Origin of the sequence: Nostoc sp. NOS(2021) (assembly GCF_017115025.1) — a bacterium.
In the GTDB taxonomy this organism is placed as follows: Bacteria; Cyanobacteriota; Cyanobacteriia; order Cyanobacteriales; family Nostocaceae; genus Nostoc.
Map to the genome: position 1 here is coordinate 14266 of NZ_JABXKM010000234.1, position 22835 is coordinate 37100.

Below are 22835 nucleotides of genomic sequence, written 5' to 3' on the forward strand. Positions count from 1 at the left end.
TAAATTTGTATCACGCAGAGTCCCAGAGAGTAAGAGTTGATTTTTGCATTTCATATTCAGCAATGCCTATATTTAGTATTAATTAATCAAGATGTATACATTACTCATGCAAAGCAGAGTATCTCGATCCTCCACATCCTCTTTCCATTTCATCCTCTTGTTCGTCTGCAATCACCTGGCAATTAAGCTGTAACAATCGTTGAACCATACTTTGTGATACGCAATTATTAGAAATGTTGAGGGTATGAAGTTGATTGATCGATGGACAATTTAACAAAGCTTCTGCTCCATAATTGCTTAAATTACCCATTGATAAGTCAAGCACTAACAGACGTTCAATAATTGGTGATTGCACTATATTCTCTGCAAGGAAGTCAGAAAATTCGCTGCTACGTAATCCCAAGTAAGCCAATTTTGGAAATGATTCACCAAACAAAATTGGTGTCAACCGCTCCATAATAAATGTTGAATGATCTAGCTGTCTACCAAGCCAGAGTTCTAGACATTCTAGATTTGGTAATTGCAAAGCACAAATTTGAGAGAAATTTCTCTCATCGATATCTGCTGTTTCTATAATTAGTGTTTTGAGATTTTCATGGATTAAAGTTTCGCATTCTAAGAGATATTCATAAAATTGCCCACGTACTTTTAGCAATTGCAAATTAGGAAATGCTTCTAGAATTGGACGAATATCAAAAACTGCTAGCTTAGATTTGCGATATTCATGTTGTTCTGCATCTCCTATAAATAATGCTTGAAGATTAGGCAGTTTTTCATAGGCATCGCAAAGTGCTTCTAAAACTATCCCAAAACAGATATTATTATCGTTCCAGTAATTTTCATATTCTATTTGACAAATCAAAGCTTGAATTTTGCTAGATTTAGGGTCTTGCAAGAGATTATAAAAAGTCTCTAAATTTATGTTTTTACTGCGATGTTCTGGTTGAATTTGAATCGCATAAGCATGATTTTCAGGGTTGGTAATACCAACTTGAGGATTAAATTGTTGGAATTTCCAGTTTTCCAGCTTGAGAAAAAGTTGATTAATAATTTCTGACATTAAAAGCTCCATACTTTGACTGTGTTATCTACACCACCACTCACTAATATTTGCCCATTAGAACTTAGTGCTAATGAACGAATAGCTCCTGTATGACCTTTAAATGAGAAAATTTTCTTCCCTGAAGCTAAATCCCAGACTTTGATATTTTGGTCTCCAGCAGTCAGAAAAGTTTTACCATCGGGACTGAATACGATAGAACGAACCCAACCAGCATGACCGTAAAAAGAAAAAATTTCTTCCCCAGTTTGCATATCCCAAATTTTAATTCTCTGGTCACTACCACTGACTAAATAATGCCCATCAGGGCTAATTGATAAAGACCGTATTGAATGGGAATGTCCTATAAGACTCCAAATTTCACGTCTAGAATTTAAATCCCAAATTTTGATAGTTCTATCTTCACCACCACTGATTAAAAGCTTGCCATCAGGAGATATACAAAGAGCATAAATTGAGCGACGATGCCCTTCTAAAATAGCAACTTCTTCACCCCAATTCCACTGCCAAATTTTGATACATCCATTTCCATCTGCACTTACAAAACTTTCTCCATTAGGATGTATAGCCAGAGCATAAGTTATAGTTAAATTCTTGCTTAATTTAGCAATATATTTACCTATATTTATATCCCAAATCATTATATTTTTATCTGCACCAGCACTAATCATCTTCTGTCCGTCAGGACTAATAGCTACCCAATTAATATCAGAAGTATGATGATGGTTAAACCGCAGATCAAATTTTTCTTGTCCTGTCTCTAAATTCCAGACTTTCGGCGAATTGATACTATTATAGCGGCTATCACCTGAACCACATACCAAAGTTTTGTTATCACGACTAATAGCTACAGAATGAACTTGTTGGTAATATGCTTTTAATGTATGAACGCACTGAAAAAATTCATAAGGATTAAAGTCTTGCAGTGCTTGTTTTACAGATGATAATTCCGTGCGCGATCGCAAAATCTTATAAGCCGATAATCTCACTTGTCCTGACTGATTTTGTAGGGATTGAATCACTGTTTCTAAACCCATATCCCCATAATTCAACGCTTCGGAAAGCGCATTAATTTGCGCCTCAACCACTGAACTGTTTAACCGACTTTTTACCCCCTCAAGTCCTCCTAAAACTACACCGTTAACTGGTGGTGGCACTTCACCGCCAAGTACAGCGTCAAATTCTCTGGGTTGATTTGGATTGTTGTTCATCTTGGATGATATTGTATTATTTTATTATTTTATTCCCAGACTGAGTAATAGCGATCGCTAAACTGGGAATCTGCAATTACTCGACATTTCAACTCAGAAAGTCGCTCAATTATATTTGTATGTAAACGATTTCCAGAAACATCGAGAGTGTGTAAGCGATTAATTGCTGGAGAGTTTAACAAAGCACCTCCATTACTTATATTTCCATCTGTTAACTCAAGTATCTTCAGATTTTTCATAATTGGAGAATTCACGATAGCCTGAGCAACTTCACTCATGTTTCCACATTTTCTCACCGCTAGGTATGCCAAGTTAGGGAACGATTCACCCGAAAGCACAGGTGCTAAACTATCAATATTGATCTTGCTTAAATCGCTTCTATTTAGCCAGAGTTCAAAGTATTCTAGAGATGGCAAATTTAAATTGCAAACTTTTGCAATATTACTATCAGATATACCATCAGCATCAATAATCAGAGTTTTTAAACTCTCATGTTTTAAAGGCTTAATGGGAATAATAGAATTATTTTGGGGATTACGAACTTGTAGTATGAGGTCAGGCTTAAGAATATCTTCTTCAAGCATTCGACCCCGAATATGAAGTAATTCTAAATTAGGATAGGCTTTGACTAGAGGATGAATACTAGTTACGTTAATCTTTGATTCTCTATATCTTAAAGTCAAAATATCGCAGTTATCTCCAATTAATAATGCTTTTAAATTTGGAAGTAATTCACGAACCTTAACAAGAGTGTCAGTAAAATATTTAAAAGCTGTTTTAGAAATTTTTTCCTTGTATTTATCTTGTAATTTTATTGCCTCTATATACTTAGCTTTTGGGTCTCTAAACAAACGCAATAATTCATATTTACTATTTACACAATATGCTCTACCTATCGGGTCATCAATACTGACATGATAATTTATTCTCCAATCTTGAAATGTTGTTAAAACTAACCAAGGATCATAATCTAGTAATGCCTGTTTGCCTTTAATACCAGCTTTACGTAGTAAACCAATAGTACAATCATGTATTTCTTCTGAAGAGTCATATAAGGCTTCAATAATTAAATCTACTCCTGCATCACCATATTTAAACGCATCTTCAAGCGCCGCAATTCTGACTTCATCATCTTCGCTATTTAGACGATTTTGAACTCCTTCAAGTCCTCCTAAAACTACAGCGTAGTTTTGATTCTGCTGTTCTCCACCAAGTACTGCGTCAAATTCTCCGGGTTGGTTTTGATTGTTATTCATCTTAGGTTATCTTGTATAATGTTCTTCATTGTTACATTCACCAATTTTAGCTTTTGACGAATTATAATTGAGACTTTAGTCTATTCCCAAGCTGGAGAATAACGATCGTAGTACTTTTGTGATTTAGCGTTTACCTGACACTTAAGTTTAGATAACTTTTGAACCATATCTTTAGTTAAACGGTTCTTACTCACATTCAGAATTGCTAAGCTATTTATAGCCGGGCAATTTAATAAGAGTTCTGCACCTTTATCGCCCAAATTCCCGTCTGAAATATCAAGTCCAATTAAGCGATGTATTAACACTGAGTTTGTAAGTGCGGCAGCAATTTTATTATAATTTTTACCTCCTCTTAGTCCTAAATATTTTAAATTAGGAAATAAGTTACCTGAAAACATAGGTGCTACTTCAGTTGCATTTGGTAGAGTATTGTTACCACTATTACTAAAACCTAAATCAAGATATTCTAAAGCTGGTAATTCTAGTTTATAAATCTGCTGAAATGTTACTTTATTTAAATCTGTTGCATCAACAATCAAAGTCTTAAGATTTTTATGCCTGATTGGGCTAAATTCTAGATGACAACCATTACGAATGTGCAGGAATTCTAGATGAGGGTAAGTTTTCAAAATAGCGCTAATATCACCAAGAGGGGTTGGTGAAATATTAGTATCAATCCATACAGCTTTTAACCCGCTTAAATATTCGTGAATATCAAACAAAATATCAACAATATAACCAAATTTATTACTATAACTCAATTGTTCAGATGTAACTTGAGAGATTAATACTTGGATCTGACTAACTTGTGGAAATTGCAGTAGTGATTCAACTTGTTCAAGACTTTTGAAAACATAGACATTTTTTGATGAATTAATTATGCCTAATTTAGGGTTAAAATTATCATTTTGCCAATCTCGTAGTCTAGTAAATAACTGCATTTTGTCAAAGTTTAATAATGCTTGTTTCGTCTTAAAGTCTGACCTATTATGCAATAATTCATAGGCATAAATTCGTACTTGGGCAGACGAGTCCTGCAAAGCTGCAATTACTAAATCTAAACCTGGTGTTCCGTAATTCAATGCTTCAGAAATTGCTGTAACTCGTATCTCAGTAATTGTACTTTTTAGACGATTTCTAACTCCTTTAATTCCTCCTAATACTGCACTTGTCATAGGATATGGAGTATTACCGCCTAAAATAGCATCAAATTCTTGGGGTTGATATTGCTGAGGATTGTTAGATTGCGTTAGCGAAACTGTCCGAAGGAATTGCTCTTTTCTGGCTGCTAAAATAGCATCATAAAATTCTGATATATTCAGTTCTATTTTTGATCGCCCATTACTCGTGATTACAGTACTATAATAACCACATTCTTTTGCTCGCTCGCTATGAGGCAGATGTAATAAAGTTTCAAGCTTTTCTAAGAGAGCTTCTCCTCGAAATTTTTCATATTTAAAATTAGACATTATAGACCTACCTATAAATTACTCTGAAACAGAACAATAGCGACTATTAATATAGCTATCATTATATTCTTCTTTTTGATTATTTGCCAAAACACGCACATCCAACCCAGAGAACTTTTCAATCATTTCCTGAGATAAAAAGCTTTCTGAAATATTGAGAATATCAAGATTATTTATCGCGGAACAATTCAGCAATTCTTCCGCACCAGCATCACTTAGCGTTCCCATTGAAAGATCAAGTACGCTGATGTAATGAATAATCGAAGAACCTACAATAATGCTGACTATTTCATCGGTAAATTGGCTATTGCGTAATCCTAAATAATTTAACTTGGGAAATTTTTCTTCAAACAGAATTTGATTTAAATCTTCAACCCAACAATCTCCGCCGTAATTTTCACTACCAAACCATAATTCTAAATGTTCTAATGCTGGCAGATTCATCTGACAAATTTGTGCAACAGTATCCCGACTTAACCCCCCAGTTTCAACAATCAACGCTTTGAGGTAATTATGTCGTATCGGCGGACTAAATTGTAAACCATCCCCTCCACGAACTTGCAAAATTTCTAGTTTGGTATAAGCTTGCAAAATGCGACTTATATCACTTTGTTGAATCCAAGAAATTTCGCATTCATCGCCAATAATGTCGCCAATGAAAATAGCTTTGAGATTAGTTAAATATTGTTTTGCATCAACTAAAGCTTTGATAATGCCGCTTGAATTACTTTCGTATGCTTCTTCCTCCCACAAACCAAACACTAAAGCTTCCAATTTATGGGCGTTGGGTTGTTGCAAAAGTCTACTAAGTTTACTCGGCAAATTATCCTCATTTTCATAAGGCCAGTATCTCAAGGCGTAAGCTTTGTTAATAGGGTCAGTAATACCTATATTTGCATCGAACTCTACAACTTGCCGATTAGCAAATTGAGTAAGGTGATAACCTTGATACTCGTTCAATCTTTCTTCCAAGTTCCAAGGTTTATATGTTTGCAAAGCTTGTTTGACTTGCGGTTCTATTTTTTGGCGCAATAGTCGATAAGCAAAACGCTGCACCAATCTTGATTTATCTTGCAATGCTTGAATTAATACATCCAACCCTGCATCACCATATTTCAAAGCTTCGCTAAGTGCAGCAATTCGTACTGTAATCACAGGATTTGATAAACAACGTTTAACTCCCTCAATTCCTCCTAAAACAACTCCATCCACAGGAGGCGGAGATTGTCCTCCCAACACTGCATCATAATCTCTGGGTTGATTTTGGTTGTCTGTCATGGTGCTTTACCTTTTGATTCTTTATTAGAATTCCCAAAAATTCCACGCATACATCAATGCATAATAATTGCCGTTGACGGAAATTTAGTACAACATAGAGATGATTATGGCATTTCTAAACCCTGAACAAATCAAAAATTTATACTTATGGCGGAGTATCAGAAAATTGAGTACTGGATTGGCAAAGATGGTAAAATTACTGAAACACTAATTGGTGCATCTGGTGCAGCTTGTACAAGCACAACATCTGGAATAGAAAACGCTTTGGGAGAGGTAGAAACTCAAGAACTGCTTCCTGAATATTATGAGGGAGATAACAATGTGACAGGAACAGAACAACAATCCCTCAAGCAAAAATAGGAGGGACGTAGACGATCGCAGATAACCTGTTAGACATCCAAGGAAGGGGGATGTTTTCTATGGAAAGCCTTTTGGTGATAGCAATAGGATTTTTGGCGTTACTTTGATCGCAGCCACTGCCAACACATCGGTGAGAGATTAAGATAATCTTACTTTTGTCAATTAGAAATTATGCTTAAAATTTGGAAAGAGCCGAGGTATTAAGTTAACTCTTGTACTGAAATTATGGGTTAAGAATAAATGATGCGTATCAAGATGACGCGTAGGCGTAGCCCGCCGTAGGCATGATCAAAATAGCGTCGCGGTTGGGTCTAACCTAATTCGCTCTGGTTTGATACTAGCAGCTTGATTTTCAGGTGTAGTTAGTTCAGAATCACCATCGCTAAATATTAAATCGAGAGGGTTAGCATGTTTAAGCTTTGCACTATATACTATGTCTTTTTTAGTCACTGTTACACTTTTAGTTTTTCTAAATCTTTAACAATCTTCTTTATGACTTTTAGTGCTGCACGATTTTTATCATACACAGCCAATGGAATTCGACGTTCAGAAGCATGGGCAAATGCAATTGATTTTGGGATAGCAGAATATATAGTAAAATCTAAATTCAGCTTTGATCGCCTCTAAATCTTCGTCGAAGGTGCGATCATCACAAAAGTGCATTCCAAAAGCATCACAGGTGTAGAGGATTTGGGTTTTGCGATGGCTACGCCCGCCGCAGGCATCGTAGCTGAAAATTGTATCAGGCCAGTGTAAGTTAGGCGCACTCACAAATTCAATTTCGTGTCCCTTGCCAATATCTATGCGATAGCTGCGCTCGCCGAAGGCATCGCCAGTTTTCACAACCCGCCAAGAATTGCGATCGCATACGAACCCTTCCAGAAATTGGAGCGCGACTTTTGAGGCTAAGACTGTAGCTCTAGGTGCTAACTGGAGGACATCTTCCACTAAGCCGCTATGGTCTAGCTCTGTGTGACTGACAATTATGTAATCAATTGTCTAAGAGGGTGTTTATAAATAAAAAATAAAGAGGATCGCAGTCATTTCGCAGGACAGGTATTTTAAAAAAGACAGTCGTCGTATTTGAATCGGATGCCATGAGTCGAAAACCTTATCCCACAGACATTTCCGATCCCGAATGGGATTTGATTAAATCAATGATTCCGGTTATCGTAAGCGCAAACGTGGAAAAAAGCGTGAAATCGAGATGCGGGAAGTGGTAAATGCGATTTTTTACATCTTGGGCGCTGGCTGCTCATGGCGAATGATGCCTCACGATTTACCTGCTTGTCTTACTGTATACTCATATTTTCAACGTTGGCAGCGCAAAGGTATATGGCAAAAAATTCATTCAGTTCTGCGATGTCTACGACGGGCTACGCCTGAGCAACTCAGGCAACTCGAAGGACCAGATGTAGAACCATCCGCAGGAATTATAGACTCTCAAACTCCCTTTGGATCTGCGTAGGCGTAGCCCGCACTTCTCTACGAGACGCTGCGCGTAGCTTGCTTCCACGAAGTGGTACGACAAAGCTCAGTGACCGTCGTAGACATCGTATCAACTATAAATACTCAATTTATCTTGCAGTTCTCCAAAATCAAAAATGTTAGTGATGATAATTCATCCTCTTAATATCTAACGCCAAAAATCAACGTATTTCTATTCTTTAGCAATGACAATATCGTTAGACTTAATGACTGCATAAGCTTCTTTACCCTCAGATAGTTCCAACTCTTCTGCGGAAGCTCTGGTGATAATCGAGGTTAATTCTACTTTATGAATAATCTCCAGAGTTACCTCACTATTAACTGCTCCATAAACGACTCGTTTGACGACACCTTTAAGAATATTCCGAGAGCTAACTTTTAGTGATTTCTTTTGAATACTACTTTCTATCTCAGGCTTTTGAGTGTAAATATCTTCCTGCTTTTCCTGCTGAGTTGGTGATGATCCTGATGCCCAAGTGTGCTGAGTGAGACTACGCACGAGTTCCCGGAGAATCTCAGTCTTGGTGCGTTGAGACTGTTCGCAGAACTCCTCCAGAATCTTCCGCTCGTCCTCTGAGGTTTGAAATGTAACCCATCCTTGTTCTTTTCTTGGCATAATAATATTATCAATTTTGGTTATCTTGGTAAAATTCTACCAAGTATCAATTCGATATGTCGTTTTAGTAATAACATTTTTTTTGTCAAGGTTTTCGGCATTTTTCTCGCAAATTAATCAACTTAATCTCATATAGTTAACTACATAATATATTTATTTTTTTCTAGATGCAAAATATTTTGTTACTTGAAATTGTCTAAATCATCACTAAAACATTACCAACTAAGATGGTATAACATTGGGCTATGGTATTTGTTGGGATAGCGATTGCAGGGGTAATCTGGCAAAAAATTCCGCTGGCGATCGCGTGAGTGCCGTAGGATTATTTAACGTGAGTTCACAGCAGGGGGATGAAACACCTAAAATCGCGTTCTCAAGACCTGCGGAGTTTATTTGAGAACAATATCACCATTGAATACGTGGCAGAACCCCTCAAAGCTATGCCAGCTGATGTGGAGGTGACAGAAGTGCTGCATTGGATGCAGGCACAAAATTTTGATGTTATCGGCGTTGAGACGGGAGATATTATTAGCGGTTATGTAGAACGCTCTAGTTTGATTCCAGGCAAAGAAGGCAAGTGTAGCGACTATGAACGGGTGTTTCATCCCAAAGAACTAATAGCCATTTCCACCCCACTGATGAAGTTGCTACCCATTTTGCAACAAACTCCGCGATTGTTTGTCTTGGATTGCAATCAAGTAAGTGGTATTGTTACCTGTGGCGACTTGCAGAAAGCACCTGTGCGAATGCTACTGTTTGGACTGGTAACGCTGCTAGAAATGAATTTGCTGCGGCTGGTGCGGATTTACTATCCCCAAGATTCTTGGCAAAAAATCCTTAAACCTGAGCGCTTAGAAGTTGCTCAACGGCTATGGCGAGAGAGCCAAGAAAGAAACGAAGCTACCGATTTGTTAGATTATCTGCAATTCTGTGATAAGCGAGAGTTGATTTTAAATCAACCAGAACTTCTCCAGCAACTAGGACTAAAGTCCAAGCGGTTTGGCGAACGCTTCCTCAAATCTGCTGAACAGTTGCGAAACCGATTAGCTCACGCCCAAAATTTAGTTACTGGCTCCTCTTGGACAGAGTTGATTTCTCTAGCCAAGGAGATGGAAACGCTGTTAATTCGCTGTGAGGAAGTTGAATGAAATAGTCAGCTTTCTTTAACACTATTGAACCAGCCGATCAAATCCGCTGCTGTCGAGAAATCTAATAGCGCCTCACTTAAATCCTCTAATTGAGTCAGAGATAATACTTTTGAGTTTAGAATTAAAGCATTAAGTAATAAATATCACAGTTTGCGATTATAAAATTAAGCTTTAACGCGGCTTATTAAGCGAATCACTCACTTGAGTACCTGTATAATTGGGAACCCACCCTTCGGCGTTGGCGCAGCCCGCCGCAGGCATCGCAAAATAACGTACCCCTTTAAAATTCAACGATGCAGTTGGGCTGCACCAATGCTCAACGCCAAGGGGGATGTAGAGATAATCTTGTGCCTGAACTAAAAGCTGTACCTGGCTGCCATCAGGTCGCACGAAGCCATAGATCATTTCTCCTGCCAACACGTAGAGGGGTTCAGCGGCAGGATGAGTATGGTAACGGCCGTAGGTTGCTATCAGGTGGTGAAGATTGAAAGAACCTGGATGCACATTTAGCAAGTCACACCAGATAGCGCCATTTTCTTGCTGAATAAATTCAAAGACGCTGTTATGGAGTTCTACACAATAAAGTTTCTCAGACTCAGTTAAAACATCCTGGTCTAGCAGATTGGGGAACAGAAGCGATGTTCCGGGGTCGTAGTGTCTGAGTTTAATGCCAAGAGGGGCAAGTTCACGAGCTATTTCGCCTAAATCACTCTCAATTGTGCCGTCGTCAAGTAGTAGGTTAGCCATGACAAAAAGACTAATTAACTGTTAAGAAGAGTATACTAAATTTTGCTCTAAAAAGCCACTATTCCCGATTGACAAACCGGAGTTTAATTTTCTAGTGACTCCTGTTAATTCACTTCCCAATGCCCAATGTCCAATTCCCAATGCCCAATGCGCCCATTAACAAAATAAATTTATCCCCAGAATGATGCTCATTAGTACCACTAGCATCTAAGCTAGTACGGGTGAACTATATCCAGCATGGAATGTCTGACTTAATTCTGTTTTGGCATCGGCGCGATTTACGCATTTCTGACAATACGGGACTGGCTGCGGCAAAACGGCAGAGTCCGAAAGTGGTGGGCGTGTTTTGCCTTGATCCGCATATTCTCGAACGGGATGATGTTGCTCCTGTGAGAGTAACTTATATGATTGGCTGTTTGCAGAAACTCCAAGAGCGATATGCTCAAATTGGCAGCCAGTTATTAATACTCCACGCCAATCCTGTACAAGCGATACCAGCTTTAGCCGAGGCAATAAATGCCAAAGCTGTTTTTTGGAATTGGGATATAGAACCTTATTCACAAGAACGCGATCGCACCATTATAAATGCCCTCAAAGAAAAAGGCATTGAGTTTCTTAACCAAAACTGGGATCAAATCCTTAACTCCCCAGAGGATATCCGCACGGGTGGTAACAGTCCTTACACCGTTTACACCCCCTTCTGGAAAAATTGGATTACCAAACCGAAAGCTCAACCAGTAGAAACACTGCAAAATGTTGAGGGATTAACGGAAGCTGAACAAGAAATTGCAAAACTTGCAGGCTCATTGACATTACCTTCAGCAAAAGATTTAGGGTTTATTTGGGATGAAGAATTGATTATTTCACCGGGAGAGGCGGCGGCGCAAGAACGATTAGAAGAATTTACTAATAAAGCGATTACTGAATACCAAGAACAGCGAAATTTTCCCGCAGTTGATGGAACATCGCAATTAAGTGCAGCTTTGAAATTTGGCGTAATTGGCATTCGCACCGTTTGGCAAGCCACCATAGAAGCACTAGAAAACAGCCGCAGTGAGGAAACAGCAGTTAATATTCGCACATGGCAACAGGAATTAGCTTGGCGGGAGTTTTATCAACATGCAATGTATAACTTCCCGGAATTAGCTGATGGTGCTTTCCGCGACACCTTCAAAAACTTTCCTTGGGAAACTAACGAAGAATATTTCCAAGCTTGGTGTGAGGGGAGAACAGGCTACCCCATTGTGGATGCAGCAATGCGTCAGTTAAACGAAAGCGGCTGGATGCACAACCGCTGTCGGATGATTGTCGCCAGTTTCCTTACTAAAGACTTGCTAATTAATCCCCAATTGGGAGAAAAATACTTTATGCAGAAGCTGATTGATGGGGATTTATCTGCCAATAATGGCGGTTGGCAATGGAGTGCTTCTAGTGGGATGGACCCCAAACCTGTGCGGATTTTCAACCCAGCCAGTCAAACACAAAAATTCGATTCAGAGGGGGAATATATTCGGCAATGGGTGTCAGAATTGCGGTCTGTAGATACAGAATATTTAGTTACTGGTAAAATTCCATCTTTAGAACGTCATGCTGTTGGCTATCCTGAACCAATTGTGGATCATAAAGTACAACAACAGCAGTTTAAACAGCGTTATCAACAGCAAAAAAACATTAGTAGTGGTGAGTAAAATTGTTAGTTTTTTAATAGATATTACCGAAAATGAAGTAAGCACAATTCATGAATTGTGCTTAACAAGAATTTTAGGCAACGCATAATTAATTTATGGAAATGTCTAATGTTTAGTTAAGGCTGATATGGTATCATAATATTAATCTTGCTACGTCCCATCTTAGCTTGCTGCTCTTTCACTACAAATGGATTTCAAAAGTTTTTCTGAGCTACGTGAGTTTATTCGCCGCTACAACTCAACATCCATTCTAGAGATTGGAGCTAAGAAATGCTGGCAAAAGTGGGAACCGAAAAAATACTCAGATCCTTTAGATTGGTTGCATAGTAATACTGAACGCAATTATGCTGTCCGACTCATGTTACTAGCTAGTGCAGGTAATCCTCATCGGCATGGGGATATTAGTGTTGAGACGTTTGACAGCTTAATTAATGCTTACCATAGTTGGGAACATCATACCATTTCAGACAAACGTATTCTTGATAAAGAAGCAGAAGCCCTATTAAGTTCTATCCAAAAATGGGAAATTGATCATGAGAAAATAGCACGTAATTGGTCGTTAAAATTGAGTAATATTTTTGATTTAGAAGTAATTCGCACTCATGTAGCTGGTTTATTCTTACAAAGGCTAGTAGCTTTTCAAAATGCAGGTTTTGGATACCCAGTTGCTCGCATACATCGAACGATAAAATTTATTGAGCTACTGGATAAACATTCCGATAAAAAATTCTTAGATGATTTTTTAGAACGCACAAAACTAAGTCCAATAAATTACTTTAAACAAATTATAGGTTGCTTAATGGTGTTTGGCAATTTTTATAATAGAAAAGGATTTTGGGATTTTTCTCAATTTCTCGATATAGATGATGAAGTTCAAAAACAAGGTATTAACCCAGAGAATATAAAAATATTTGTTATGCAAAATAGTGAGTTTTTTTCCTCGGAAGCTGATAATTCCTTTCGTAATAGAATCAATCAAACACTTAATAGTGTTCCTGATTATTATCAACCTCTATTTTACAATTATTTTCTAGAAGTTCCTTTTATTAAATTGAATAGTGAAAGATTATGTTTGCCAGATCCTTTCTCTTTTTCTGAATCTTGTTGGAATCAGATTAGAGGTCTTGTTTTTGAGGATAGTACTAGGAAAAGGTTAGAAGGATTATTAAGTCGCTCATTCGAGGATTATCTTGAAAATACACTTCTTCCTTTTATTATTCCTAATTCTTTTCATAGAATTCCCGAAGTCAAAAATTCTACCTCTAGCAAAGATAAGCGTGCTGATTTTCTCATTGACACTTTAAGTTCATATATTGTATTAGAATGCAAAAGTAGTATTATGTCTGCCGATACAAGCGCCTATTTTCATGTTGATAAACTTGCTGATGTTTGGTGTCGAATTCATTCTGCATTTGAGCAAATTGGCAACACAGTAAAAGCTTTAAATCTTCACGATAAGCCAGTGATCCCTCTTATTTTGACTTTTTATGACAGTATTGCTGCATCTACAGTATTTGAAGAGATGGTAAAGCAAACTGACTATTGCTCTCGTATGGGATTGAATATACCGCCCATTGTGTATTCTCTACATGAATTTGAACATTGGATTCACGATAGAAGTCTTAATAATTGGGCAGAATCAATTCTTTCAAAGCATAATGCTTCTTCTCCTATACAACGTGATAATAAAGGACATAATTATGGTCACTTAAATAATATTTCAATTCTTTAAAATTTATCTAAAATAACCCAGATGAGTTAATATTTTATCCTCATTTCACAATTCAGCTTGCTGGAGTTCAACGAGTTACAACGCTAACATAATATTACGCCTTGACAGGTAAACGAGAAATTGTCCATAAGATGAGCAGGAAGATTAAGTAAATTGCACCAACCAGCCCAAACTCAATCAGAGGAATATAGGTTACTTCGTAAATTCTGCCCAAGCCGCGTTCAGTCAGTGCATAAACGGCCAGTACACTCACTAAAAAGGCTCCGTAGATAGTACGTTTAGTCGAGATACCCACAGGTAAACCGTGGAGTTGAGTAAGCACCAGAATGCCAAGAAAACCAAAGAGGAATGTTGGCCACTTGCTCTGTCCTAGCATCAATGATATAACGACACTATGTAAAAGCACCGTAATTTCCAAAGTGAATGTCCACCAACGGTTTACATGGCTGCGGTTAAAGATCAACGACGATTGGAGCAGAAGCAAGAACATATAGAGAAAACCAATTAAGTGCCCCAAAGTCGCTTCCATTGGATGATACCAGAAGGTGTAGATAGCGGCGAAGGAGAAAAAATAGCCGTGGTAGAGCTTGATAATTTGCAAAAACTGTTGATGGAATGGAACAGAATTACCAAAAAACAAACCGCGTCGAGGCGTTTCCAAAATCAGTACGAAGACCAGTAGGAGGACAACCGCACCTTGAGAAGCCAAAATTGAAGTATCTTGAGCTAGAGCATCGTACCAAATATAGGTCTGGAGAAAGTGTAAAGCGATGAATGCACCATTAATGGCAAGCATGAGGTAATTAATCGGGTGCAACGCTGATTTGTATTTCAACTGCGATCGCTGCGCCCACCAGATACACGCCCAGATGCTAAACTGATGCCCAAGGTACATACCCCAAGCCGTCGCTCGACTCCAAAAGGTGGGGTTGGGAAGCTTCCAGTAGTACCAGTTTAATCCTTGGTCAGGAAGTTTGGTGATGCTTGCAGGAATGCTCCCACCTAGCCAAATTGCGTAGGTGAGGAGGATGCTTACAAAGATGCCTAAAAACAATACTCGGCGACCTGTCATACCAATTTTGGATTTTAGATTTTAGATTTTGGATTTTGAGAGAAGTCTGAGATAAGGCTTCCTTACCAGGATTTTCAGGCGACACGTTCTGTGTTTGGTTCAGCTGCGCTTTTAGTTACTCGCAAACTAAGAGTCAAAGCTACCAGCATTACTAAAAATCCACTAAAAAAAGGAGCAGAACTCCCAAATTTCATAAAACTAACCCCTGCCCACGTTGGCCCGCCGATGCGTGCTAACGCAGAGCAAGAACTGGCAATTCCTAATATTTGTCCTTGTTCTTCTGAGGCTGTCATCTGGGAAATCAGGCTGTTCAATATTGGTTGGCTGACACTAATTCCCCATGCCATAAGCGTGGTGGCGACCAATAATAAAGTTAAGCTTTGTGAGAATCCAATTAACAGTAATCCTGAACCTAACCCTAATATCCCCAAGGTAAGTAACTTGATTTCACCCAAGTGTTTCTTGAGGAATCCGATCAGTCCTCCTTGAATGATTGTGCTGACAATCCCCATGAAGGCAAAAAGATAACTAGTTTGTTGAGGGCCCCAATTTAATTGCTGTTTAGACCATAAAGCCAATGTAGAGTCCATAGCCGCAACAGCAAAAGTTACTAAAAAGTAGATGCCAAGAAGCACACAAAACTGGGGACGCTGTGACAGATGTAGCAAGTTCAGCCGTTGCTGACGGTAGCGATGAGCTTGGATTTTGGCTTTAGTCTCAGAATTGAGAGATTCTGGAAGTAACATCAAAGCACAAAGCAATGCCAATAAAGATAATCCGGCTGCGAACAACGACGGTAGATGAAAGTTAGCCTTGTCCTGATCAGTCCCGATCAGAAGACCTCCAATGGCTGGGCCGAGAATGAAGCCAAGACCAAAAGCCGCTCCGATTACGCCCATACCACGAGCTCGGTTCGCTGGCGTGGTAATATCTGCTATGTAAGCCTGAGCAGTGGCAATATTCCCTGCCATAATCCCGGCAAGACTACGAGCAATAAACAAAATCCATAATGAGTTGGCAAAACCTAACCCTATGTATGCAATTACAGAACCGAATAAAGTAAGTAATAAAATCGGACGGCGACCGTAGCGATCGCTAAATCTGCCCCATAATGGTGCAAATAAGAATTGCATTAAAGAATAAATAGCTACAAGTAGAGTTGCTTCATTAGGTTTTGCGCCGAATTGTTCAGCATACAAAGGCAGTATCGGCAGGATAATTCCGAAGCCGAGCAAGTCTATAAATATAGTCAAAAATAAGACGAATATAGCCCTGCCATTATTTTTACTCTCCATAGGTGCAATTCCATTTTATAAAAAATATGTGTAACTTGGATTAGTTTTATGGACATCAGGCAACGTTTGATCATAAAAACCCATTGAATGCAACCAGTAATCACTTCAAGCAAAATGCATTAATTTGAGTGTGGTTGAGCAAAATAGCGTGGAACAAACCCATTATAAAAATAAAGCCAATAATACTACTAATGAAAGCAACTACGATTTCGTGCTTCCGTATGGCTTTTTTTATCTTAGTGTCTATGATGTTTTCTAATTCTTTGTATGGCATTGAGTTGAATTTGGCGAAAGACAACAATTATATGGAAGTTATGTACTTACATAAGTTGGAGTATGTCCGAAACCTCTAACTTATAAAATGAAAGCTATTGTGATATTGTGGGAGTATCAAGTGCGTTGGCGTAGTTTCAAAACAGCACCTGAAACACCAAAAGCTAATATAGCCAAGGTATAAGTTGGTTCGGGAGCTGCAATAATGCTTACCTGATTAATGGCCAAGCCGTATTGTGGATCAGAACTGCTAAAAACGAGTCGCGAGATGTTTGGAGTGTCACTACGAATCCCCAAGAACACTGCCGAATTATCTAATGCTAGCGACGAAGTGCTTAGAACTGAGAAACTACCCAACAGGTTATTGGCGTTATCAAAAGCGTTGATAAAAGTTGAAACTTTTAAATTACTAATGTCTACAGCTATCTGAGTACCAGCACCAAAAACAGGCTGGGCAAAACTAATAGTAAAAGGCCCTCCGTTCCCTTTCGTACCAGGATCAGGAGTACCAGGAGGAAGAGGGATAAAACCTGTTGGGTCTATACCTCCGAAGAGAACAAAATCTCCTTGGGCGAAGTTAGTCCGAATGCCAGGTGGAGGTGAAGTTTGAAAGACAAATGGTGGAGTAATCTGAGGATTATTAGTTGGAGCTATATTTATATCCAACCCTAAACCACCTTGCGATGTTGCTAAAAAAGAGTTAGGTAAAAAAGCAGAAAAGTCAGGAGCAGAAGGATTGAATACTTTACCTAAACTTCCCCAATCAACTTGGTCATTGCCTCCTAAAATAGCGCGTTCAGTTACTAAAAATGTAGCTGCTTTAACTGGTAATGGGAGAACCGTTATTATAGCTGTAATTGCTGGTAAATATTTCACAGATAACTTAAATAATTGATTTGTTGTCAATGCCACAAGGCTTACTCCTTAATTTCTTAGAATAATATCATCAAAATGCAATAATTCAACACCCAGGATGAGGCAATGCAATGCATTGCTCTAGTCGAGAGATTTGAAGCAACTGCCGTGTTCAATGGTTGTCTTGCAAAAACTTTTTGATGGCTAGCTGATGAGAGTTGACAAAGTTTATGACTTTACCAGAATTAGATCATTTTTGCAACACAACTTTAGCCTGTGTTACAAACACAGTTATTCGTGTCTGTAACATTCTCAATTTGTTATTGGTAAACTACTAGCCAGTGCTTTCATAACCAACTGCAAAAAGCTTGAACTTGTCATGGAGTTGTGACTCGTAGTAATTTTAGACCAACTGAATATTCAAATTGGATGGGTGATTTTCAAGGAAGGCAAATTGATTTCCTAAGAAAGACAAGTTACCGCTAGAGGCGTTGTAGGAAAAGTCGCTAATTTTAGTAGTACCAAACCCTACTTTAGAAACTTGGATTACATCGCTCTGACCAAAGTTGTAATCTTTGATGGTGTCAAGACCCTCCTTAACACTGTTGAAAATAAACTTATCTGCACCAGAGCCACCTGTGAGAATATCGTTACCTTGTCCACCAGTGATGGTGTCATTACCAGCACCACCTAACAAGGTATCATTGCCCAGTCCACCATCAATCAGGTCATCGCCACCTCTACCATCAATCAGGTCATTGCCAGCTTTACCAAATAATTGGTTCTTTTGGCCATCGCCCTTAATGCTGTCATTTGTATCTGTACCGATAACATTGTCAAAGTTAACTACATTAAATTTCAATGTCCCCAAACCAGGAACGTTCTTGGCAGAGATAGTTTGAGCTTCCAGGTCAGCAGTAGCAGATACCCCAGGCAAAGATTGGGACGCATCTATGGTGTTGTTGGCAACAGTGGCATCAGCAATAACTGTTTCTACTTTGAAGACTTGGTCTTTGCCTAATTTGCCTTTATTAATTGTCCCTACGCCTAAGAGGGTGATGGTTTGACCTAGTTTGCTGTAGTCTACTGTATCAATACCATCTCCGCCATTGATGCTGTCGTTACCCTGACTGCCCTTGAAGGTGTCATTACCAGCACCACCTAACAAGGTATCATTGCCCAGTCCACCATCAATCAGGTCATCGCCACCTCTACCATCAATCAGGTCATCGCCAGCTTTACCAAATAATTGGTTCCCTTGGCTATCGCCCTCAATGCTGTCGTTACCTCGACTGCCCTTAAATGTGTCATTGCCGCCATTACCAGTCAACTTGTCATTGCCCTCTCCACCATCGATTAGGTAATTTTCAAGACCAGCAAAGATATTGTCATTGCCTCCACCACCAAAAATCTGATCAATAGTGCCTGACAAAAAATCATTGTTAGCAGCACCAACAATTATGGACATAATATATACCTTTATAGTTTTACAGATCAAATGTATTTTATCGTTGTAATACTCGCATTTTACAATGATCAAAATTATAAATTTCTGATGAAGTATGCATAAAGATAGCTAATGGCTTCATATTACACCTAACATAAACAAGCAAGTTGTGAGGGTAAAAAATAGGGAATATATTGACAATGATTTTGTCAGACTTATTATTATTTACAAGAATTTATACGTATTAACCCAAGTTGCGGGTTATCAAATTCAGGGCGTATCTTCATCTCTGCATCGCTCATATCTCGGCAACAATCTTCATCATGAGCGTAGATGCAAAGCGCCTTGTCGCCAGACATCGCTTTCAACAGATCGTCAGTGATAGCATAGATGGTAATCATTTTGTTTAGTATATACCCCTGCTAATTTTCTGACTGGAGGGGATTTTATTACTTAAGTGATCTCTAACGATCGCCTATGCATAGTAACTAGCAACTTGGGTTATTAAGTAAGGCCAGCGATCGCTTGTCTTCTCTACGACACGCTGCGCGTAGCTTCCCCGTTCGCGCAGCGTCCCGTAGGGAAAAGGCACGACGAGACGATCGCACTTAGATCGAAATTGCCTACCTTTGGGCCTAGTTTACGTAACTTGGCATATATTACCGCAAATGCGCTGATACTTTAATTTCCCCTCTTCATAAATTCCGCAAAAACACCGTTACGCTATTTGTGCTTGTGATCAAAACTTAGAGCATCCAGTTTATGAGGGCGTGTTTATGACCAACCCTGTAAAGACGGTTATCCAAGTCAATCTGGAGATGGCTCTAGAAGTAGCTCAAGAATTGGAGCAAGCTCCATACACTCAACTCAGTACTTATTGTTTGGAGATTTTACGGGAGATCGGATGTCCTGGTACTGAACTCCCAATTAACTTACAAACTCGTGATCAGCAGCTAAACTTTATCACAGGCTTTGCATCTTATGCTTTTGGGGAGGTACAAAGTGTATAAAGCATTAATTGAAGATACATTTCATGATTCAGAAGGGGCAAAAGAAACTATTTTTCCTGCCACAGATCAAGATTTGTTAATTTTAACAGAAAAATTTTTAGGGTTTGAAATTCCCCCAAAGGTTTTTTTGCAAGCTATAGCCATTGCTGATTACGACTGTGCAGCTGCTTTTCGCTACGTTGAGAATTATTTGATTATCCTCAAGAATAAGAATAAGCGTAAGCATAAGAAATTACTTGTGTTAGGGTATTCGACTAGGTTTGACAATAATTGACGTGCTTGTTCACGAGCTAACTAAAAACCAATACCATTTAGATAAGATAATTTGCACGACCGATGTAGAAACGTTGCAATGCAGCGTTTCTACACAATATTTTTCCTACACCGACAAGAAAGAACAATTAGAATTTATCTAGAAGCATAAAGTGGGATCTTTATTAGATTAAGCATTTTTATAAAGAAACAATTCAGGAGTCAGGAGCCAGAACTCAGAATTGAATTCTGTGCGACTGGCGGATAGCGCAGCGTAAAGCCTTCTCTTCTCTCAAGGGGAGAAGGCTTTACGCTGAATTCTCCACTAATTAATTCTGATTTCTGATTTCTGAATTCTTCTTCAAGTGTGTGATAATTACGTAGCGCTTTGCGCTTCCCTTAGGGTATTACTAATTACGAATTAGTATTACTCCTCCCAAGACAAACTTGTTCATAGCTTTTACCAGCGATATCCCAAGTAAATTCTGTTTCTACCAATTGTCTGCCGTTGTGAGACAATTCTGAACGCAGGTGTGGATGATCAAATAGTTGACTAATAGCGGTAATGTACTCTGCCGGTTTATTCGCTCGTAATGCTTGTAATGTATGATTAGCAACATCTACAGCTAATCCTTCTAAGCCGCGATCGCTTGCCACTATGGGTACACCAGCTGCCATCGCCTCTAAAGTTTTATTTTTAATGCCAAACCCAGTCCGCATAGGTACAACGCAGATGGTGGCTTGATGTAAATATTCTACCATCGAAGGCACACGCCCAATCACATTAATTCCTGGTTTTTGATCAAGTGCTAAAACTTCTGGCACTGGATGAGAACCGACAATATCGAAAGTTGTATCGGGATACAATTTTTGGATTTCTGGCAAAACTTCGTTGCTGAAAAAGCAGACAGCATCAATGTTTGCTAAATTATCCATTGCACCAATGAAAATTAAGCGATGTCCTCCTGGATCGCTGGTGCGGTTGGGGAAAGAAACTAAATCTACCCCATTGGGAATAACTGTAATTTCACAATTGGGGTTAAACTCTTGTAGTTGAATTTTATCTTCTTCTGTTGTGGCGACAATTGCCGAAAATTTAGCACAGTAGCTTTGCTCATAACGACGCAAAAGTGGCAGATTAATTTTGTCTCTGAGTGAATTTTCCGAAATACCCGTTGCTAGTTGGTTACGACAAGTAGCGTAAATAGAACTATGAACATTAACTATGGTTTTTAGCTGTTTCTGAAAATGCGCTCGCACATAAATTTCATTGACGCTATGTTCGCAGGTAATTACATCACATTTCCCCGCTTCCAGCCAGTTATCAACCCATGTTTGCATCTCAACTGAGTAGCGGTTGAGTACGCTTGGCGGTGTCCCCTCTTGCAAAAATCTACCAAATCGCTGTATTTTCTGCAATATTCCGGTGGTTCCAGAATCTGGCGGGCGTTCAAAAATGGCTAGATGATCCACACAATCGCGTAATCCTGCTACTTCTGCGTCTGTAACATCGCCCTCGCGTTGAGTAGCGACGGTAACAGTATGGCGTTGACTCAGGTACTTAAGTAAATTAAATGTCCTGACTTGGGTTCCTCCGCGTGTTGGTGGGTAAGGAAAGGTGGAAGATAGCATTAAAATGTTCATACAAGTGATGAATTAAATGTGATACATACACCATGACCTCATTGGAGGCTGTATGTCATCGCTGTGCCCCTACCGCGTGGTCTATTTACCTAGAAAATAGCTGTAAGAGCAGGACACTTCGCCAACAGGAGCGTTTTATCATTAAACATTGCTCTTGGCTAAGATAGGGCTTACGCACTCAAAACCTGAAACCTCGATCCCCCCTAACCCACGCCAGTCGCTCCCCAAGTGGAGCGACCCCAAGACCGCGCTGGCTCCCCTTAAAAAGGCTACGGTGTACACACAAGTCGAAAAAAGCTTGATTTCCCATTGTTTTCTCGTTCCCATGCAGAGCATGGGAATGGCTGATTAGGGGCTGCTGCCTCCAGTTAGACATTGAGTCAGAGACGAATGGTACTAAGAAAAGCCCAAAGGCTTGTGTCACCTCGTTCCCAGTCTTCAGACTGGGAATGTATTCCGAGAGGCTCTGCCTCTGGTCAAGAAAGTGGAGGCGGCAGCCCCCCAGGATGGGTTCCCAGCCTAGAGGCTCTTAACCAGTTAGGGTAAGGGCTGTATCTTAACTTAGTGCCATTCGAGTCAGAGACTCAATGAATGCATTCCCAGTCTTAGACTGGGAAAGAGTCAAGCCTTATCAAGCAAGGTTTTTAGGACTTGTGTGTACACCGTAGCTTAAAAAGGGGGGATCTAAAAAGCCCCCTTTTTAAGGGGGTTGGGGGATCTCTTATGCGTAAGTCCTATAAGAGAATCGCTGTGCGGCTAAGACAACGCCCTAAAAAAGATATTTGGGATCGCCCTCAGAACTCGGAACTTCAAGCTTGGAACTCGGAATGCCCAGAGCAGAACTCGGAACGCCCAGAGCAGAACTCGGAACGCCCAGAGCAGAACTCGGAACTTCAAGCTTGGAACTCGGAATGCCCAGAGCAGAACTCGGAAC

23 protein-coding genes and 1 pseudogene are annotated in these 22835 nt (G+C 39.3%); 8 read left to right on the plus strand and 16 right to left on the minus strand.

Annotation, left to right across the window (positions count from 1 at the left end):
* Positions 1 to 100: 100 nt before the first annotated feature.
* The 5 genes from HWQ41_RS24760 to HWQ41_RS24780 all read right to left on the minus strand — a co-directional run bounded on the left by HWQ41_RS24760 (position 101) and on the right by HWQ41_RS24780 (position 6274).
* Positions 101 to 1060: a HEAT repeat domain-containing protein gene (locus tag HWQ41_RS24760; protein WP_292768905.1), complete on the minus strand. Its 960-nt coding sequence runs from the start codon at positions 1058 to 1060 to the stop codon at positions 101 to 103.
* Complete coding sequence (locus tag HWQ41_RS24765) at positions 1060 to 2271, minus strand: WD40 repeat domain-containing protein (RefSeq protein ID WP_292768908.1); 1212 nt, start codon at positions 2269 to 2271, stop codon at positions 1060 to 1062. The genes HWQ41_RS24760 and HWQ41_RS24765 overlap by 1 nt, the downstream gene beginning before the upstream one ends.
* Before the next feature lie 29 nt (positions 2272 to 2300).
* Positions 2301 to 3527 carry a hypothetical protein gene (locus HWQ41_RS24770; protein ID WP_292768911.1) on the minus strand — a complete coding sequence of 409 codons (1227 nt, stop codon included), beginning with the start codon at positions 3525 to 3527 and terminating at the stop codon, positions 2301 to 2303.
* 80 nt (positions 3528 to 3607) lie between these two features.
* The gene (locus HWQ41_RS24775) at positions 3608 to 4996 is read right to left on the minus strand and encodes a hypothetical protein (RefSeq protein WP_292768914.1); all 1389 of its coding nucleotides are present in this window, start codon (positions 4994 to 4996) and stop codon (positions 3608 to 3610) included.
* A gap of 18 nt (positions 4997 to 5014) precedes the next feature.
* Positions 5015 to 6274 carry an STM4015 family protein gene (locus HWQ41_RS24780; protein WP_292768917.1) on the minus strand — a complete coding sequence of 420 codons (1260 nt, stop codon included), beginning with the start codon at positions 6272 to 6274 and terminating at the stop codon, positions 5015 to 5017.
* Between the two features lie 147 nt (positions 6275 to 6421).
* Between HWQ41_RS24780 and HWQ41_RS24785 the strand changes: the two genes are divergently transcribed.
* Positions 6422 to 6634: a DUF2997 domain-containing protein gene (locus HWQ41_RS24785; RefSeq protein ID WP_292768919.1), complete on the plus strand. Its 213-nt coding sequence runs from the start codon at positions 6422 to 6424 to the stop codon at positions 6632 to 6634.
* A gap of 288 nt (positions 6635 to 6922) precedes the next feature.
* On the opposite strand, the gene HWQ41_RS24790 is transcribed toward HWQ41_RS24785, so the two are convergent.
* The gene (locus tag HWQ41_RS24790) at positions 6923 to 7084 is read right to left on the minus strand and encodes a hypothetical protein (protein WP_292768921.1); all 162 of its coding nucleotides are present in this window, start codon (positions 7082 to 7084) and stop codon (positions 6923 to 6925) included.
* Positions 7085 to 7225: 141 nt separating this feature from the next.
* Positions 7226 to 7630 (minus strand): annotated as a pseudogene (locus tag HWQ41_RS24795) (hypothetical protein); the annotation flags it as partial.
* A 157-nt stretch (positions 7631 to 7787) separates the two neighbouring features.
* Here HWQ41_RS24795 and HWQ41_RS24800 point away from each other — a divergent pair.
* Positions 7788 to 8102, plus strand: a complete 315-nt coding sequence (locus HWQ41_RS24800; RefSeq protein ID WP_292768961.1) for a transposase — start codon at positions 7788 to 7790, stop codon at positions 8100 to 8102.
* Positions 8103 to 8294: 192 nt separating this feature from the next.
* On the opposite strand, the gene HWQ41_RS24805 is transcribed toward HWQ41_RS24800, so the two are convergent.
* Positions 8295 to 8738, minus strand: coding sequence for a molybdopterin-binding protein (locus tag HWQ41_RS24805; protein WP_292768924.1), 444 nt, complete (start codon positions 8736 to 8738; stop codon positions 8295 to 8297).
* A 350-nt stretch (positions 8739 to 9088) separates the two neighbouring features.
* Here HWQ41_RS24805 and HWQ41_RS24810 point away from each other — a divergent pair, with 350 nt between their 5' ends.
* Positions 9089 to 9886, plus strand: coding sequence for a hypothetical protein (locus HWQ41_RS24810; protein WP_292768926.1), 798 nt, complete (start codon positions 9089 to 9091; stop codon positions 9884 to 9886).
* A 5-nt stretch (positions 9887 to 9891) separates the two neighbouring features.
* Here HWQ41_RS24810 and HWQ41_RS24815 read toward each other — a convergent pair whose 3' ends face one another.
* Both HWQ41_RS24815 and HWQ41_RS24820 read right to left on the minus strand, forming a co-directional pair.
* Positions 9892 to 10008 carry a DUF4351 domain-containing protein gene (locus HWQ41_RS24815; protein WP_366931703.1) on the minus strand — a complete coding sequence of 39 codons (117 nt, stop codon included), beginning with the start codon at positions 10006 to 10008 and terminating at the stop codon, positions 9892 to 9894.
* Between the two features lie 49 nt (positions 10009 to 10057).
* The gene (locus tag HWQ41_RS24820; RefSeq protein ID WP_292768929.1) at positions 10058 to 10633 is read right to left on the minus strand and encodes an acireductone dioxygenase; all 576 of its coding nucleotides are present in this window, start codon (positions 10631 to 10633) and stop codon (positions 10058 to 10060) included.
* A gap of 242 nt (positions 10634 to 10875) precedes the next feature.
* Between HWQ41_RS24820 and HWQ41_RS24825 the strand changes: the two genes are divergently transcribed.
* Both HWQ41_RS24825 and HWQ41_RS24830 read left to right on the plus strand, forming a co-directional pair.
* On the plus strand, positions 10876 to 12321 hold the full coding sequence (locus HWQ41_RS24825) for a deoxyribodipyrimidine photo-lyase, 8-HDF type (RefSeq protein ID WP_292768932.1): 1446 nt from the start codon (positions 10876 to 10878) through the stop codon (positions 12319 to 12321).
* Positions 12322 to 12508: 187 nt separating this feature from the next.
* The gene (locus tag HWQ41_RS24830) at positions 12509 to 14053 is read left to right on the plus strand and encodes a hypothetical protein (protein ID WP_292768935.1); all 1545 of its coding nucleotides are present in this window, start codon (positions 12509 to 12511) and stop codon (positions 14051 to 14053) included.
* Positions 14054 to 14147: 94 nt separating this feature from the next.
* On the opposite strand, the gene HWQ41_RS24835 is transcribed toward HWQ41_RS24830, so the two are convergent.
* The 5 genes from HWQ41_RS24835 to HWQ41_RS24855 form a co-directional block, all read right to left on the minus strand.
* Positions 14148 to 15125, minus strand: coding sequence for a hypothetical protein (locus HWQ41_RS24835; RefSeq protein WP_292768938.1), 978 nt, complete (start codon positions 15123 to 15125; stop codon positions 14148 to 14150).
* 74 nt (positions 15126 to 15199) lie between these two features.
* Positions 15200 to 16420, minus strand: a complete 1221-nt coding sequence (locus tag HWQ41_RS24840) for an MFS transporter (RefSeq protein ID WP_292768941.1) — start codon at positions 16418 to 16420, stop codon at positions 15200 to 15202.
* A gap of 390 nt (positions 16421 to 16810) precedes the next feature.
* Positions 16811 to 17605, minus strand: coding sequence for a hypothetical protein (locus HWQ41_RS24845; protein ID WP_292768943.1), 795 nt, complete (start codon positions 17603 to 17605; stop codon positions 16811 to 16813).
* Between the two features lie 346 nt (positions 17606 to 17951).
* Positions 17952 to 19016 carry a calcium-binding protein gene (locus tag HWQ41_RS24850; protein ID WP_292768946.1) on the minus strand — a complete coding sequence of 355 codons (1065 nt, stop codon included), beginning with the start codon at positions 19014 to 19016 and terminating at the stop codon, positions 17952 to 17954.
* Between the two features lie 200 nt (positions 19017 to 19216).
* Positions 19217 to 19396: a hypothetical protein gene (locus HWQ41_RS24855; RefSeq protein WP_292768949.1), complete on the minus strand. Its 180-nt coding sequence runs from the start codon at positions 19394 to 19396 to the stop codon at positions 19217 to 19219.
* Positions 19397 to 19771: 375 nt separating this feature from the next.
* On the opposite strand from HWQ41_RS24855, the gene HWQ41_RS24860 reads away from it, so the two are divergent.
* Together HWQ41_RS24860 and HWQ41_RS24865 are read left to right on the plus strand one after the other, a co-directional pair.
* The gene (locus HWQ41_RS24860) at positions 19772 to 20005 is read left to right on the plus strand and encodes a hypothetical protein (protein WP_292768952.1); all 234 of its coding nucleotides are present in this window, start codon (positions 19772 to 19774) and stop codon (positions 20003 to 20005) included.
* Positions 19998 to 20279 (plus strand): hypothetical protein, encoded by a 282-nt coding sequence (locus HWQ41_RS24865; RefSeq protein WP_292768954.1) that lies wholly within the window; start codon positions 19998 to 20000, stop codon positions 20277 to 20279. The genes HWQ41_RS24860 and HWQ41_RS24865 overlap by 8 nt, the downstream gene beginning before the upstream one ends.
* Before the next feature lie 392 nt (positions 20280 to 20671).
* Here HWQ41_RS24865 and HWQ41_RS24870 read toward each other — a convergent pair whose 3' ends face one another.
* Complete coding sequence (locus HWQ41_RS24870; RefSeq protein ID WP_292768956.1) at positions 20672 to 21901, minus strand: glycosyltransferase family 4 protein; 1230 nt, start codon at positions 21899 to 21901, stop codon at positions 20672 to 20674.
* Between the two features lie 723 nt (positions 21902 to 22624).
* On the opposite strand from HWQ41_RS24870, the gene HWQ41_RS24875 reads away from it, so the two are divergent.
* The coding region (locus tag HWQ41_RS24875; protein ID WP_292768958.1) for a hypothetical protein at positions 22625 to 22835 on the plus strand (211 nt) is incomplete at its 3' end.